Raw genomic sequence first — 15,007 nt, 5'->3', positions numbered from 1 at the left:
TCATCCATTTCAATAATGGAAATTCGAATTCGTCACACAAACTATTCGCCAAATGGATGATCTGCGTCGAATCGACCTCAATCTGTTGCTGACGCTGCACGCTTTGCTGGCGGAGCGGCATGTGTCGCGTGCAGCGCTGCGGCTGCATCGCAGCCAACCGGCAGTCAGCCACGCGCTCGCGCAACTGCGCGGCATCTTCGACGATCCGCTGCTGGTGCGGCGCGACGGTGGCCTCGCACTGACTTCGCGAGCGCTGGAACTGCAACGTCCGCTCGAAGACGCGCTCGATCAGTTGCAAGGGTTGTTGCACGCTCCGGCGTTCGATCCACGCCGGGCGAAGCGGACCTTTCGTATCGCGCTGTCCGATTACGGTTCGCGCGTCTCGTTGCCACAGCTCACGCGTCGCGTGCGAGAGCAAGCACCCGGCATCGATCTCGCAGCCACGCAAGCGAGCCGCGAAGCGATGCTCACCCAGCTACTCGACGGCGAAATCGATCTGGCCCTGGGGGTGTTTCACGAATTTCCGGGGGAATTGGAGACGCAGACGCTGTTCGAAGAATCGTTCGTCTGTCTGGCGGATCGCACCACGCTGCCTGCGCGGGGCGGGCTGACGATGGCGGCATGGCTGGCGCGCCCGCATGTGCTGGTCGCGATGCGACCGGGGGCGGACAACGAAATCGATCAGGCGCTAGAGGCGTTGGGACACACGCGGCGCGTAGCCGTCACGTTGCCGCACTGGAGCATTGCACCGGAGCTGATTGCGGGGACGGACCTGATTCTGACGGTCGCGCAAACGGCCGTCGCGCATCTGCGTCACGACCGCCAGTTGCGTCGCTTCGCCGCGCCGTTTGCGATACCGCCGTTTCTGTTTCAGGCCGCATGGCACGCGCGTCGCGACGTCGACCCCGCGCATCGATGGCTGCGCGAGCAGATCGCGGACATTTGTCGCTAGAATCCGCCGCTAAACGTCAGTTCTCCTCGAGGAAGCCGCTGTCGATAGCGTCGGCGATCATCCGGTCGGCGAGTTCTCCAAGCGCGGGGGACGCGTCGCCGATCACATGCATCAGCTTGCGCACCTGCGACGCTTTGATCGAGCGTTCGGCCCACACGCGACCGTGCGTGTGATAACTGTGCAGCAGCGGCTGGAGCCGGTCCATCGCGCGTGCGAACCTGGCATCGACTGTCTCGCGCGCTTCGAACTCCTCCCAGAGCGCGCGATACGATTTCGCCTGATCCACGGGCAACAGATTGAAGATGCGCTCGGCCGCCGCCTGCTCGCGTTCGTGCTGATCCTGAGCGGCCACGGCGTCGTAAGCATAGGTGTCGCCCGCATCGATCTCGACCAGATCGTGGATCAGCAGCATGAGCATGACGCGGGGAATCTGGGTGCCTTGCGGCGCATACTCGGCCAGCACCGTCGCCATCAACGCCATTTCCCAACTGTGCTCGGCATCGTTCTCGAAACGCTTGCCGGTGATCAGCAACGTGTTGCGCCAGGTCTCTTTGAGCGCATCCACTTCGCGCATGAACAACAACTGCGCCTTGAGACGCGCAGGCACGTCGATTCGGCTGAAATCGCTCGGAATGTTCACGCTCACCGCCGCCGGTTCAACGTGCGTTGCATCGCGCTGATTACGCATGTCCATCTAATACTCCATTGGGTAGCCCACGATTATCGCCGCGATTCCTGTTCGCGGCGAATCAGCCTGAGCGCTTAGCCTTTGCCCAACGGCGGACGGCTCGGAAAGCCCGCCATATTGCTCAGTTGCGCCAGTTCGTTGGCCGCTTCGAGCATCAGCCCCGAAAACTCGTGGATCTTCTTCGCCGTGAGCCGCACGCGAGGCGCCGCAAGACTGATGACGCCCACGCAACGCGAACCGCTCACGACAGGCACTGCCACCGCCGCCATGCGTGGCGCGAAGACCTCGTCGATCATCGCGTAACCCCGCACGCGCGCGGCGTGCAGAAAACCCAGCAATGCCTTGAGCGTCGTCGGTGCGTTCGGTCCGAACTCATTCGGCTGCCCAAAGCCTTGCTTGAGCACGAGCGACGCCGCCTGTTCGTCGGTCATCGTCATGAGCCACGCATGGCCCGTCGACGTGCAGGAGAGTTGCGCTGCATGCCCCATGTCCGGGTCGTAGCGAAAGCCCGTTCGCTGACCGTCGGCGCGGCCCACCCAGATGATGGCGTCGCAGTCGACCAGCGACAGACGCACCAGCCCGGCCGTCTGCGCAGCGAGACGTTCGATGATCGGCTGCGCGATGTCCGCGATGCCTGTCAGACTCAGGAATTCAAGTCCGTTCGACGTCATGCGCATCGTGAGGATGTAGCGGCCGTGATCGACCAGTTGCCTGACGTACCCGCTCTCGACCAGTTCGGTCAACACGCGGTGACACGTGCTGCGCGGTAACGACAGCGCTTCGGCAATCGCGACAAGGCCCGCGCCCTCACCTTCCGACGCCAGCAAATCGAGAATTCTCAGCCCGTTTTTCAGTGACATCCGATGTCATCTTCCATAATGTGGAATGGAGTTCCGGTCTGGAACGACCTCTCCGGTGCGCGCAAACAATAGCACTTGTTCGTCGCCAGAAACGAACGTTTCAAAATATCGAGAACTCAGGAGACAACATGTCAACTTTGGTGGATTCGGACCTGAACGTGGAAGCACAATCCACGCAGGCCCAATTGATGGCGCGTCGGGCGGTCGCGGGGGCGACGGTTGGCACCGCGCTCGAATGGTTCGACTTCGCGCTCTACGGTGTGGTCGCGGCCACGATCTTTCCCAAGCTGTTCTTCCCGTCGCTCGACCCGACGGCGTCACTGCTCGCTTCGCTCGCGAGCTTCTGGGCCGGACTCGCCGCGCGTCCGCTCGGCGCAGTGATCTGCGGCATGCTCGGCGACCGTTGGGGACGTCGCAAACTGATGCTGATTACCGTGTCGGTGATGGGCGTTTCGTCGTTTCTGATGGGGCTGCTGCCCACCTACGCGCAAGTCGGCATCATTGCACCGACGCTGCTCGTGACGCTGCGCATCATTCAGGGCTTCGCCCTTGGCGGCGAATCGACCGGCGCGCAACTGATGGCCGTGGAGCACGCGAGCGCCGAGCGGCGCGGGTGGTATTCCGGCTTACTGGGCATCTGCTCGCCACTGAGCCAGATCCTCGCCAACTTCTCGCTGTTCGCGCTAGCGAGCCTGCTTTCGCCGGACGCCTTCGAATCGTGGGGGTGGCGCGTGCCGTTCCTCGCCAGCTTCGTGCTCGTGTTGCTGGGGATCTACATTCGCCGCAAGGTCAGCGAGACGCCCGCGTTCGAAGCGCTCAAGAAAGACGGGCAACGCGAGCGCGTGTCGAATCCGCTCGGCATCGTGTTCAAGCATCACTGGCGTACGGCGCTGCGTCTGACGCTGTTCTTCTGCGGCCCCGCTGCGCTGTTCTATCTGATCGTGGTGTTCTCGCTCAGCTACCTCACCAAACAGTTCGGCGTGCCCAAGCAAACGGGGTTCATGCTGTTGATGGTGGCGAACGTCTGCGCCATCGTAGGCGCGCTGGCAGGCGGCTATCTGAGCGACCGTATCGGTCGCAAGCGTGCGCTGCTGCTCGGTTCGTTCTGTACGTTGGTCTGCTGCCTGATCTACTTCCCGATCCTGGGGCAGAACTCGCTACCCCTGACGATGGTCGTGATGGGCGCGTTCCTCGGTTTCACGCAGTTCCAGAGCGGCATTCAACCCGTGTGGTTCGCGGAGTCCTTCCCGACCGAAGCCCGCTACACCGGGTCGGCCCTGTCGTACTCGGGGGCGAATCTGCTGACAGGCGGACCGATGCCCATCGTCGCCGTGGCGCTGCTGGGCGCCTTCAACGGTTCGCCCTGGGCCATCGTCGCCGTGTGCGGCTCGCTGAATCTGCTTTCCTTCCTGATGATCGCCATCTCGCCCGAAACGAAGGGCACGCCCCTGGAACGATCATCCACTCACTGACGTCATGACCCGAAAACTCTACATCCTCAACGGCGCAAACCTGAACATGCTGGGTTTGCGAGAGCCGCAGCTGTACGGCACCACCACGCTGGCGGACATCGAACAAAACTGTCTGAAGCTGGCCGAGACGCTCGAATTCGATTGCGTGTTCCGTCAAACGAACAGCGAGAGCGAACTGGTCGGCTGGATTCAGGAAGCGTTCCTTCAGGACGCAGCCCTGATCCTGAATCCCGCCGGTTTTTCGTTCGGACGCATTCCCGTGCTGGACGCCGTCAAGCTATTGGCGCGGCCCGTGGTTGAGCTGCACATCACCAATATTCATCGACGCACGGAGGAGTATCGCCATTCCACGATTTCCGTCGCGGCGACGGCGGTGATCTGCGGCGCGGGGGCGAACGGGTATCTGCTCGCCATCCGCGCGATTGACGATCTGTGGAACGCCCCGCGCTGACCTCAGAGGCCGAGCCCCGTCAACAGGCCATCGATCTGGCGCACATAAGCCGGTTTGTCGTACTTGACCAGCGCCATGCGCCAGAGGCCTTGCAGGAACGTCACGAGGATCTGGGCGACGGTCTCGACGTCCAGCGTCGCCGGCAATCGGCCTGACTTGCGGTCTTCTTTCAACCGCTTCACCAGCGCCGAGCGCAACTGATGCAACCCCTGCTCGGCGCGCTCACGTAGCTCCGGTTCGGCCAGCACCTCGTCGACTTCCATCGCCGCGAGCATGCAAAGACGTGGCGTCTGCGGGTCGTCGAGGCAGTCGAGCACGGCGGCAAAAAACGCGCGGATGCCCGATGCAGCGTCCGGCGCGGTGACTAGCGCATGCATGCGCGCGCTCACGACCTGATCCTGATAGCGCTGCAAACACAGCAGATACAGGTGCTTTTTGCTCTTGAGCGTGTTGTAGAACGAACCCTCCCCGATCTCCATCACTTTCAGAAGATCGCGCAGTCCGGTCGCGGCGTACCCCCGTTGCCAGAACAACGTGGTTGCGCGGTCGAGCGCCTGCTCGTAGTCGAATGCGAGTTTGCGTGCCATGACGCGAAGTGTACTCCAAATGTAGCGACCGTTAAAAAACGCTTGATGCGCATGCCGTTGCATGTTTAATATTGTAGCACTCGCTACATTTAAGCGTTGATTTCCCCTTTTCGATATCGGTCACGCCGTTGATCGATGTCGGTTCATGGAGTTTTTCATGTCTGTTTTGCCGCAATTCCTGACGCTGCCCGAAGCCACCGAGGCCGTCACGCCGTTCGAAGTTCGTGTGTCCGACGCCGCCATTGACGATCTGCACCGCCGTCTCGCGGGCATTCGCTGGCCCGATCGCGAACTGGTCGACGACTGGTCGCAAGGCGTTCCGCTGGCTGCAGCACAGCAACTGGTCGAACATTGGTTGCATCGCTACGACTGGCGACGCTTCGAAGCGCGCCTGAACAGCTTCCCGCAATTTCGCACGCGCATCGACGGAGTCGGCATCTACTTCATTCACGCCCGTTCGACGCATGAGAACGCCATGCCGATCTTGCTCACGCATGGATGGCCAGGATCGATCGCGGAGTTCGTCAATGTGATCGAGCGGCTGACCGACCCGGTCAAGTTCGGCGGCAAGGCCGAAGACGCCTTCCACGTCGTCGTCCCGGCGATTCCCGGCTATGGCTTCTCCGACAAGCCGCGTGAGCTCGGATGGAATCCGGCCCGTATCGCGCGAGCGTGGAGCGTGTTGATGACCGAACGCCTCGGCTATCGACGCTGGGTCGCGCAAGGCGGCGACTGGGGCTCTGCCATCACGACGGCGCTCGCCGGTCAAAAGCCCGACGGCCTGCTCGCCGCGCACGTCAATCTACCGATGGTGGTGCCTGCCGAGTTGCCTGAACACCCCACAGAGGCGGAAGCTAAAGCGCTTGCAGGCATCGAGTACTTCGTTACTAAAGGGACTGGTTACGCCGACCAGATGAACACGCGTCCGCAGACCATCGGCTACGCGCTGAACGACTCACCGCTGGCGCTCGCCATGTGGATGTACGAGAAGTTCTGGGACTGGACCGACAATCAGGGCAAGCCTGAAGACGCGCTAAGTCTCGACCAGATGCTCGACGACATCTCGCTTTACTGGTTCACCGGCACAGGTACATCGGCGTCGCGCTTGTATTGGGAAGGGGTCGGCGAGACGATCCGCAGTCACGAATTCTTTTCTCCGGGCCGCTCAGGTGGCGGCAGGATCGAGATTCCGATGGGCGCGAGCCTCTTCCCTGCGGAGACGTTCAACCCGCCGCGTCACTGGGCGGAGCAGGCGTGGGAAACGGTGTTCTATTGGAACGAAGTCGGTGCAGGCGGACACTTTGCGGCCTTTGAAGAACCGGCGATCTTCGCGCAGGAGATGTGGCGCGCCTTCCGCACCTTCCGCGAGCAAGCGCAGGGGCAGTAACGCGGTGCAGCGTCTCATTGCGAGAATGGTCCTTACGTCTGCGCCGTGAGCGACGTCACAAAGTCGAGAAACGCCCGCGTCTTGGCGGGCGGATGATGGCGCGACGGATGATAAACGTAGAGCGGAAATCGCTCGTCGGGCCAGTCGGGAAACAGATCGACGAGTTGGCCGCTCTCGCGCCAGATTTCGGTGCCGAAGCCCATCACCTGCGCCACGCCGTAACCAGCCAGACAGGCGCTGAGCAGCGTGCCCGCGTCGTTCACGACGAGCCGCCCGTTCGTCGGCACTTCGAGACGCTTGCGCTTGCGATGAAACTCCCACGGGAACGGACGTCCCGTGCGCGGATCGCGAAACTCGATGCAGGTGTGCGCGTCCGACGCCAGTTCCTCAGGCTTGAGCGGTCGCCCGCAGCGCTTCAGATACGAGGGCGCTGCAACCGTCAGGATCGGCGTGTCGAGCAGTTTGCGCGCGACGAGCGTCGAGTCGGGCGGCACGCCGAAACGCACCGCCAGATCGAAACCGTCTGCAATCATGTCGCCCAGACTGTCACGCGTAATCAGCTCGAGGTGGAGCGCGGGATATTGCGCGAGGAATGCCCCAAGACTTGGCCCGAGAATCAGGCGTGAAAAGAAGGGATCGATGTTCACTCGCAGACGCCCGCGCACGGCCGTGGCACCGCCCGACGCCGTCGCGGCTGCATCCTCCAGCCCGGCGAGCAACGGCGTGACCTGTGCGTAGAAGCGACGCCCTTCGTCCGTGAGCGACACCACGCGCGTCGTCCGGTCGAAAAGGCGAATGCCGAGCCGTCCCTCCAGGCGCGACACAGCGCGGCTCACACCCGGTTGAGACATATCCAACCGCTCGCCCGCCGCCGCAAAGCTGCCCGCTTCCACAATCGCCACGAACACGCTCATGCCGTTGAGCATGCGTTCATCGAATCCGGCCACCTCGCTCTCCCCTGACATCAGATGCCAAATTGGCATGAATCAAATGCCATTGATGTTATCGCGAAATGCACGTGATCTGTCGAGAATAGCGACCAGCGCGGTAGGGACCGCGACCATTTAAGGATTCGAGATGTACGCCATTACTGGTATTACCGGACAAGTCGGCGGCGTCGTCGCCCAAACGCTGCTCGATCAGGGTGACACGGTGCGCGCCGTGGTGCGCAGCGCCGCTAAGGGCGCGGCATGGAAAGCTCGGGGCTGCGACGTCGCCGTCGCCGATGTGGCCGATGCCGACGCCCTCACCCGCGCCTTCACCGGCGCACAAGGCGTGTTCGTGCTGTTGCCGCCGCACTTCGATCCGTCCCCCGACTTCGCCGAGTCACGCGCCAACATCGCGGGGATTGTCAAAGCGCTGCAGGCCGCGCGACCCGCGCGCGTGGTCTGCCTGTCGACCGTCGGTGCGCAGGCCACCCAGCCCAGCCTGCTCTCACAACTATCGCTGCTGGAACAGCACGTCGGCGCACTCGACCTGCCGGTGACCTTCCTTCGCGCGGCGTGGTTCATGGAGAACGCGGCGTGGGACGTGGCACGTGCCCGCACGGACGGCGTGCTGGAGAGCTACCTGTCGCCGCTCGACCGTGCGATCCCGATGGTCGCCACCGCCGACGTCGGCACGACCGCAGCCCATTTGCTGCGCGAACCGTGGGCGGGCAAGCGCGTTGTCGAGTTGCGCGGGCCGGACCCCGTCTCGCCTGACTTACTGGCGAAGACGTTGGGCCACGCACTTGGTCGCGACGTCGCGCCGCAAGTCATTGCCCGCGACGAATGGGAAGCGCGATTCCTCGCACAAGGCATGCGTCACCCCACGCCGCGCATGCAAATGCTCGACGGCTTCAACGAGGGCTGGCTGACGTTCGAAGGCACGCCGCGATGCGGCACGACCTCGCTTGCCGACGTCGTCAAGACGCTCGTCGCTTGCCATTGAGGCAACGTTTGCCGGACACTGGGTGCATTGCATCGCGTCCAGCCACAAGCGTGGCTGGCGCGACGCGCCCTCAGGGAGCGTCGAATGGCGAACGGCAAGCGCGTCAAAGCTGGCAAGAAGAAGCAATGGGCCACGCCCAAGGCCCGGTTGGAGCGACTCACCCGAGAACGCGACCGCAAGATGGCGCGATCACCCCATGCCTATGTGCGCGGGAGCACCGCACGATTCTACGAATGGCTGGCCGAAGCCGACGTCAATTTGCCGCAAGGCCCCGCGATCTGGATTTGCGGGGACTGTCACACAGGCAATCTCGGCCCGCTCGCGGACGCAAACGGGCACGTCGACGTGCTGATTCGCGATCTCGACCAGACCGTCATCGGCAACCCGGTCCATGACCTCATCCGCCTCGCCCTCTCGCTGGCCAGCGCCGCGCGCGGCTCGGCGCTCTCCGGACTGACCATCATCCACATGCTCGAAGCGCTCACGCATGGCTATATGGCCGCGTTCGATCGCGGCGATGGCAAGGACGATCCTAAGGGTGGCAAGTCACGCGGCACGAAAGCGAGCAAAGGGCATGGCAAATCGCGCAACGGGAAGCAGCAAGACGAGCGCCCGGAGATTGTCGATCTGATCATGCGGCGCGCGGTCAAACGCTCGTGGAAGCATCTCGCGCTGGAGCGCATTGAAGACATTCGTCCGAAGATTCCGCTGGGCCGACGCTTCTGGCCCCTTAGCGCGACGGAGCAAAAGCAAATCGATGCGCTATTTCAGCTCGACACCATCGCGAGTCTGGCCACGTCATTGCGCGGACGGCCAAACGACGGTGCCGTCGAAGTGCTCGACGCGGCCTACTGGGTGAAGGGATGCAGCTCGCTCGGGCGACTGCGCTACGCGGTGTTGCTCGACGTGGACGGTGGCGTCGTGCAGGGCGACGACCTCTGCCTCATGGACCTGAAAGAAGGCGTGAAAGCGGCAGCGCCTCGCTATGCAGGCGTTCGCATGCCTCGCGACAACGCCGAACGTGTCGTCACCGGCGCGCGGCATCTATCGCCGTCGCTTGGTGAACGCATGCGTGCGGCACGTCTGATGGATCGCTCCGTCGTGATTCGCGAGTTGCTACCGCAGGATCTGAAGCTCGAGATCGACACCCTCACGCAGCACGATGCCGCCGAAGTGGCGCAGTACCTCGGGGGTGTCGTCGGCCGCGCGCACGCAAGGCAAATGGACGACGTCACTTGTCGCGAGTGGCTCGCCGACCTGCAACGCAACCGCTCGAAGACCATCGACTCGCCGGTCTGGCTCTGGAACAGCGTGGTCCAGCTCACAAGCGAACACGAAGCCGCTTACCTCGAACACTGCAAACGATTGTTCGCCAACGACGCGCCCGGCTAATGCGGGCGTGCGCGTGTCGCTTGCCGGGAAATCAGAACATCGAGTTACCGCTGACGGTCTTCGCGGGCGTTTGCTGCGAGACGTCCCAATGCTCGACGATCTTGCCCTTCTCCAGACGGAAGATATCGACGATGGCAATCGGCAGATCGCCGGGATGCGGCACCTTGCGCACATGCAGAATGACGAAATCGCCGTCGGCAAACGCGCGCACGATGTCGCTGTGCGAGTCCGGCTGATTCTTGCGCAGGAAGTCGACGAACTTGCCGAAACCCTCGACACCGTCGGGCGCATTCGGGTTGTGCTGAATGTACTTGTCACCCAGATACTGACGCGCGGCAGCGAAGTCCTTGCGATTCAGACCTGCTTCATAGAAGGCCAGCACGGCCTGCTTGTTCGCGGCCAGTTGCGACACGGGCACGGCAGGCGTCGCACTGCCCGATGCGCCCAGTCCTTCCGTGGCAGCCGCTGAAATCGCCGAACCGGGCAACGGCGCCATGCCTTCTGCGGCATGGACGGACGCCGTTGCGACAAGGCAGACGGCGGCGGCGAGCAACGAAGCAATTGGATTTTTCATAACGTTTGACGAATGTGGTGTGGCGCGCTCGGGCGATCAGCTTAGCAGTTCGTATGGACCGCCGCGCGTGAGCGCGCGCTGGTAGGCGTCGCGTGCATGGATACGTTCAAGGAAATCGGCGATGGCGGGCCAGCGGTCTTTCGCGTCCCCGCGTGCGGCAGCGGCCTCCAGCGGAAAGCTCATCTGAATATCGGCCGCGCTGAAGCTATCGCCGACGAACCATCCGGTACTGGTCAAGGCATCGTTGACATACCCGAAATGCAGCGCCAGTTGCGGATCGACGAAACTCGATTGCAGCGTGCCGCTGATCTTGCGTGCGATGGGTCTGACGAAAAACGGCATCGGCGCGCTGGCGATACGCAAGGCAACCAGCTTGAGCAGCAACGGCGGCATCGCGGAGCCTTCGGCGTAATGCAACCAGTACGTCCAGCGCAGACGCTCGGGTGTGTCGCGCGGCGGTGCGAGACGTCCCTGCCCATAGCGGTCAGTCAGGTACTCGATGATCGCCCCCGATTCGGCTAGCGTCAGATCGCCGTCGGTGATGACGGGGGATTTTCCGAGCGGATGAATGCGGCGCAGTTCCGGCGGCGCGAGCATCGTCTTCGGATCGCGTTCGTAACGTTGCAGATCGTACGGCACCCCAAGTTCTTCGAGCATCCACAGCACGCGCTGCGAGCGGGAGTTGTTCAGGTGATGAACCGTCAGCATGGTGTCTGGCTCCGGCGGGAAATCCGCACGCCATTGTCGCCGCATTAGGCGGTTTCGGGGGTTTCGGGTACGCTTGGCCGTCTTCGCCCTCATCTATCGCTCATGGACCGAATCGACGCCATGAAGGTCTTCGTCGCCACCGTCGACGAAGGCAGCCTCGCCGGAGCCGCCCGGCGTCTCGGACGCTCGGCCGCCGCCGTGAGCCGCGCCATCGCCTATCTTGAGACACACACCGGCACCGCGCTGCTCCATCGCACCACGCGCACGCTCAAGCTCAGCGCCGCCGGCGAGCGTTATGCGGCCGCGTGCCGACGCATTCTGCTCGACCTGGATGAAGCCGACGTCATCGCCGCGGGTGAACGATCTGCACCGCGCGGACAACTGACCGTCTCCATGTCCCTCGCCGCTGGCGAGACGTTCATGCGCGAGATCGCCGAAGCGTTCATCGAGCGCTACCCGGACGTTGTAGTGCGTCTGCAAATGAGCGACCTGCCGGTCAACCTGATCGACGAAGGCGTCGACGTGGCGGTACGCGTGGCACACCTGCCCGACTCGTCGCTGGTGGCGACGCAGGTTGGCGAAGTGCGACGCGTCATCGCCGCGTCCCCCGAATATCTGGCCTCGCACCCGCCCATCGAGACGCCTGCCGACCTGTCGAAACATCGCATCGTTTCCATGACCTATTTCGGTATCGACTCGTGGCGCTTCCCGCCCACGGGGCGCAGCACCGTGCCCCAGATCGTCCAGTTCACCCCGCGACTGATCGTCAACTCGATTCGGGCAGCCATCGCGTCGGTCGTGGCCGGGCACGGCGTGGCGCGCATGCTCTCGTATCACATCGTCGACGAACTGGAGCGCGGCGCGTTGCAGATCGTCCTCCAGAATTACGAACATCCGCCGATGCCGGTGCACGTCATCACGCCACAAGGGCGACTCGCCGTGCCCAAGGTCCGTGCGTTCGTGGACTTCGCAGTGCCGCGACTGCGCAAGCATTTCTCGCATGCGCACAAGCTGGCGGCAGGCAAGCGTTAAGCGGCAATCCACCACGACGGACGGGCTAAATGGGCGTCGATTCGTACGCCGCGCGGAAGAATGACTTCCAACGCGCAGCCGTTCTCTGACGCACCGCAGCAACCTACACTGACTCCATCGCCTTTGCGCGCCGCGCAGTTCGATGCGCGACGCGACACAGCGTCCCCCGGAGTCATCATGTCCAATGCAGTCCTCGGCGGCACGTCGACCGCCCCTTTCAACGCCTGGCGCGCCACACTTTGCGCCGCCTGCGCAAGTCTCATCGGTATCGGCTTTGCCCGCTTCGCCTACACCGCCCTGCTCCCTGCGATCATCGGCGCGCACTGGTTTGCGCCCTCGACGGCGGCCTACCTGGGTGCAGCAAACCTCGGCGGCTATCTCGCCGGTGCGCTGGGCGCGCGCGTATTGTCGCGTCATGCGTCGAACGTGACGATCCTGCGCGTCATGATGCTGCTGGTCGTTGCGGCATTTTTTGCCTGTGCGTGGCCGCTTTCGTTCCTGTGGTTCTTCGCGTGGCGCTTCGTCTCGGGCTTCGCGGGCGGCGTGTTGATGGTCATTGCCGCCCCTTCGGTGCTGGCGCACGTCACGCCGTCGCGGCGCGGCATTGTGAGCGGCGCGATCTTCGCGGGCCTTGGATTGGGGATCGCGGCATCGGGCACGCTCGTGCCGCTGTTGCTGCGTCAGGGCCTCGCGCAAACCTGGATCGGACTCGGCGTGTTGTCGCTAGTCCTGACCGTCGTGGCATGGCGCGGCTGGCCTGCGAATGCGCCAGCGACAGCCGCGACGGCCGCGCATCCGAGGCACCGCCCTGCCGCGCCCATCACGTTGCGCTCGCTCTATATCGAGTACGCGCTGAACGCCGTGGCACTGGTCCCGCACATGATCTTCCTGGTCGATTACGTTGCGCGCGGTCTGGGCAAAGGCCTCGACGCAGGCGCCAATTACTGGGTGCTGTACGGACTGGGGGCCATCGTCGGCCCGCTCTTCGTCGGACACCTCGCCGATCGTATTGGCTTTGCACGCGCCTTGCGGGTCGCGTACGTCGCGCAGATGTTTGCCGTGATCCTGCCGGTGCTCGGTCTCGGGCTACCCGCCCTGATCGTCTCCAGCATGGTGATGGGAGCGTTCACGCCGGGCATCGTGCCGCTCGTCCTCGGCCGTGTGAACGAACTCCTCGTTCATCATCCCGCCGCGCAAAAAGGTGCCTGGAGTACCGCGACGACCAGCTTCGCCACCTTTCAGGCAGGTGCTGCCTACGGGCTGTCGTTCCTCTTCGCCGCGACGTCCGGCAACTACTCGCTGCTGTTCGTCGTAGGCGGCGTCGCCATGACGCTCGGGCTGGCGGTGAACCTCATTGCGGCGAGGATGGCGCGGGCCTGACGCCGCACGCCCCCGACTCACCGATTGGTCACCCATTACTCACCGATTCGGCATCGATCATGCATCGGTCTCGTACGCGAGACCGTACTCGCCCTTCGAGCGACGGATCCTCGCGAAGCCAGGCTCACCCAGATGCATCCCTGCGATCAGCACGCCGTCAGCGCTGACGCTATCGAGCAACCGCGAGCGGGTCGCCGCAGCAAGCGAGGCATCCTGATCGAACGCAATCGTGACATCGGGTCGCTGGATCTGAATATGCGGGAAGTGCACGATATCGCCCCAGACGAGCAGCCCCGCGTCGCGCGATTCGACGAGAAAACCGGTGTGGCCCTCCGTGTGCCCGGGCAGCGGCATCGCCTGAATGCCGGGGAGCACTTCTCCGGCGCGAAAGGTGCGTAGTTGTTCGCGGTAGCCTTCGAAGACGCCGCGTGCGATCTGGAAGTTGCCTCGCGCCCGTTCGCTTGCGCGCGCCAGATGGGTATCGTCCTGCCAGAACGCGATCTCTCTCTCGTTGACGGCCAGTTCGGCGTTCGGGAATGCCCGCTGACCATCCGTCGTCATCAACCCACCAACGTGATCCGGATGCGCATGGGTGAGCAGCACAGTATCGATGGATTCCGGGTCGATGCCCACATGTCGAAGGTTGGCGATGAGATGGCCGCCCCACTGTTTGATGCCACCCGCCCCACTGTCGATGAGGACGGTGCGCCCGCCGCCTTGCACCACGTAGCAATTGATGTGGACGGCCGATGGATTGCGCTCACCGGCAGCACGCTGAATGCTCTCGGCGTGGGTGGCGTCGATATTCGACAGGAAGTCGAAACTCGCGGTGAGGTAGCCGTCGCTGATGGCGACCACGGTGAAATCGCCAATCTGCTGGCGCGGGAAGTGAGGGACAGACATCTTGCAACTCCTGAACAGGTAGTGGCGCCCGCCGGGATTCGGCGCGCATTCGCTCGCTTTAGCTTCCCTCAGCGCGGCATTTCGCTGATTTCGCTGCGGGTCAGTCGTTCGCCCATCGGCGCGTAGAGATGCACACCTTGCGGCGGCTCGGCGAGACGCACGGCTTCGTCGGCGGGCACCACGGCAAGCCAGCGATGCGCCGGAACCTTTTCCAGCGCCACCGCTTGCATGGCGAGCGGCTTGAGCCCCATGTCGATCAGCGGCTCAGGCCCGCGCTCGCAGAGCGCCAGACGCTCGCGGGGCTGCACGGCAGGTGCCAGACCGATGTCGCTGTACAGATTTCGATGCCAGTCCGTGATGTGCTGCTGCCACCGCGCGAAGTTGCCACCGCCCTTCTGGCGATATTCGTCGCTGGTCAGCACGTCCGGCCCGTCGACCGTATGGATGGCGAGATACACAGGACATCCCCCGGTGAGCGCCTTGAATCGTTGCGACGATTGAAAACCCGTCACTGAAATGAGGGCAGGCAGCTTTTCGCGACTGTAGAAGTCGTTCCATTCGGCCTCGCTTGCAAGGTCGGCGAAGGTGCATTCGACGGTGTAGATCATGATGTCTCGTCGTTCCGGGAGGTTGGGCATTCGCACGTGAATCGTGCGTTTTCATTGCATGAACGTAATGCTAATCTTGCA

The 15,007-nt window shown here is 63.4% G+C and carries 16 protein-coding genes; 8 read left to right on the top strand and 8 right to left on the bottom strand.

Annotation, left to right across the window (positions count from 1 at the left end; genetic code table 11):
* The first annotated feature begins 52 nt into the window (after positions 1 to 52).
* Entirely contained in the window at positions 53 to 952 is a 900-nt protein-coding gene (locus NA29_RS11025) for a LysR family transcriptional regulator (RefSeq protein ID WP_039398141.1), read from the top strand.
* Between the two features lie 16 nt (positions 953 to 968).
* On the opposite strand, the gene NA29_RS11020 is transcribed toward NA29_RS11025, so the two are convergent.
* Positions 969 to 1,646: an HD domain-containing protein gene (locus tag NA29_RS11020; RefSeq protein ID WP_224786769.1), complete on the bottom strand. Its 678-nt coding sequence runs from the start codon at positions 1,644 to 1,646 to the stop codon at positions 969 to 971.
* 68 nt (positions 1,647 to 1,714) lie between these two features.
* Positions 1,715 to 2,500 (bottom strand): IclR family transcriptional regulator, encoded by a 786-nt coding sequence (locus tag NA29_RS11015; protein WP_039398139.1) that lies wholly within the window; start codon positions 2,498 to 2,500, stop codon positions 1,715 to 1,717.
* Between the two features lie 128 nt (positions 2,501 to 2,628).
* Here NA29_RS11015 and NA29_RS11010 point away from each other — a divergent pair, with 128 nt between their 5' ends.
* Positions 2,629 to 3,972 (top strand): MFS transporter, encoded by a 1,344-nt coding sequence (locus NA29_RS11010; RefSeq protein ID WP_371328962.1) that lies wholly within the window; start codon positions 2,629 to 2,631, stop codon positions 3,970 to 3,972.
* Positions 3,973 to 3,976: 4 nt separating this feature from the next.
* Positions 3,977 to 4,423, top strand: a complete 447-nt coding sequence (locus NA29_RS11005) for a type II 3-dehydroquinate dehydratase (RefSeq protein ID WP_039398137.1) — start codon at positions 3,977 to 3,979, stop codon at positions 4,421 to 4,423.
* A gap of 2 nt (positions 4,424 to 4,425) precedes the next feature.
* On the opposite strand, the gene NA29_RS11000 is transcribed toward NA29_RS11005, so the two are convergent.
* Entirely contained in the window at positions 4,426 to 5,010 is a 585-nt protein-coding gene (locus NA29_RS11000) for a TetR/AcrR family transcriptional regulator (protein WP_039403093.1), read from the bottom strand.
* 157 nt (positions 5,011 to 5,167) lie between these two features.
* Here NA29_RS11000 and NA29_RS10995 point away from each other — a divergent pair, with 157 nt between their 5' ends.
* Positions 5,168 to 6,397 (top strand): epoxide hydrolase family protein, encoded by a 1,230-nt coding sequence (locus NA29_RS10995; protein ID WP_052253241.1) that lies wholly within the window; start codon positions 5,168 to 5,170, stop codon positions 6,395 to 6,397.
* Between the two features lie 32 nt (positions 6,398 to 6,429).
* On the opposite strand, the gene NA29_RS10990 is transcribed toward NA29_RS10995, so the two are convergent.
* Positions 6,430 to 7,344, bottom strand: coding sequence for a LysR family transcriptional regulator (locus NA29_RS10990; protein WP_231965153.1), 915 nt, complete (start codon positions 7,342 to 7,344; stop codon positions 6,430 to 6,432).
* 130 nt (positions 7,345 to 7,474) lie between these two features.
* Here NA29_RS10990 and NA29_RS10985 point away from each other — a divergent pair, with 130 nt between their 5' ends.
* Positions 7,475 to 8,329 carry an NAD(P)H-binding protein gene (locus NA29_RS10985; protein ID WP_039398131.1) on the top strand — a complete coding sequence of 285 codons (855 nt, stop codon included), beginning with the start codon at positions 7,475 to 7,477 and terminating at the stop codon, positions 8,327 to 8,329.
* A gap of 54 nt (positions 8,330 to 8,383) precedes the next feature.
* The gene (locus NA29_RS10980; protein ID WP_371328974.1) at positions 8,384 to 9,721 is read left to right on the top strand and encodes a DUF2252 family protein; all 1,338 of its coding nucleotides are present in this window, start codon (positions 8,384 to 8,386) and stop codon (positions 9,719 to 9,721) included.
* 31 nt (positions 9,722 to 9,752) lie between these two features.
* On the opposite strand, the gene NA29_RS10975 is transcribed toward NA29_RS10980, so the two are convergent.
* Together NA29_RS10975 and NA29_RS10970 are read right to left on the bottom strand one after the other, a co-directional pair.
* On the bottom strand, positions 9,753 to 10,217 hold the full coding sequence (locus tag NA29_RS10975; RefSeq protein WP_039403092.1) for a nuclear transport factor 2 family protein: 465 nt from the start codon (positions 10,215 to 10,217) through the stop codon (positions 9,753 to 9,755).
* A gap of 114 nt (positions 10,218 to 10,331) precedes the next feature.
* Positions 10,332 to 11,003, bottom strand: a complete 672-nt coding sequence (locus NA29_RS10970; RefSeq protein ID WP_039403091.1) for a glutathione S-transferase family protein — start codon at positions 11,001 to 11,003, stop codon at positions 10,332 to 10,334.
* Between the two features lie 102 nt (positions 11,004 to 11,105).
* Here NA29_RS10970 and NA29_RS10965 point away from each other — a divergent pair, with 102 nt between their 5' ends.
* Together NA29_RS10965 and NA29_RS10960 are read left to right on the top strand one after the other, a co-directional pair.
* Positions 11,106 to 12,035, top strand: a complete 930-nt coding sequence (locus NA29_RS10965) for a LysR family transcriptional regulator (protein WP_039398127.1) — start codon at positions 11,106 to 11,108, stop codon at positions 12,033 to 12,035.
* 177 nt (positions 12,036 to 12,212) lie between these two features.
* Positions 12,213 to 13,415: a YbfB/YjiJ family MFS transporter gene (locus NA29_RS10960; RefSeq protein WP_039398125.1), complete on the top strand. Its 1,203-nt coding sequence runs from the start codon at positions 12,213 to 12,215 to the stop codon at positions 13,413 to 13,415.
* A 57-nt stretch (positions 13,416 to 13,472) separates the two neighbouring features.
* Here NA29_RS10960 and NA29_RS10955 read toward each other — a convergent pair whose 3' ends face one another.
* Together NA29_RS10955 and NA29_RS10950 are read right to left on the bottom strand one after the other, a co-directional pair.
* A complete protein-coding gene (locus tag NA29_RS10955) occupies positions 13,473 to 14,318 on the bottom strand; it encodes an MBL fold metallo-hydrolase (protein ID WP_039398123.1) in 846 nt (281 codons plus the stop codon).
* A 68-nt stretch (positions 14,319 to 14,386) separates the two neighbouring features.
* Complete coding sequence (locus tag NA29_RS10950; RefSeq protein ID WP_039398121.1) at positions 14,387 to 14,926, bottom strand: hypothetical protein; 540 nt, start codon at positions 14,924 to 14,926, stop codon at positions 14,387 to 14,389.
* Between the last annotated feature and the right edge of the window lie 81 nt (positions 14,927 to 15,007).

This window comes from Pandoraea sputorum (assembly GCF_000814845.2).
GTDB classification, from domain to species: Bacteria; Pseudomonadota; Gammaproteobacteria; order Burkholderiales; family Burkholderiaceae; genus Pandoraea; species Pandoraea sputorum.
The sequence above is the reverse complement of the archived record's forward strand: the minus strand, read 5'-3'. Positions and strand labels throughout refer to the sequence as shown.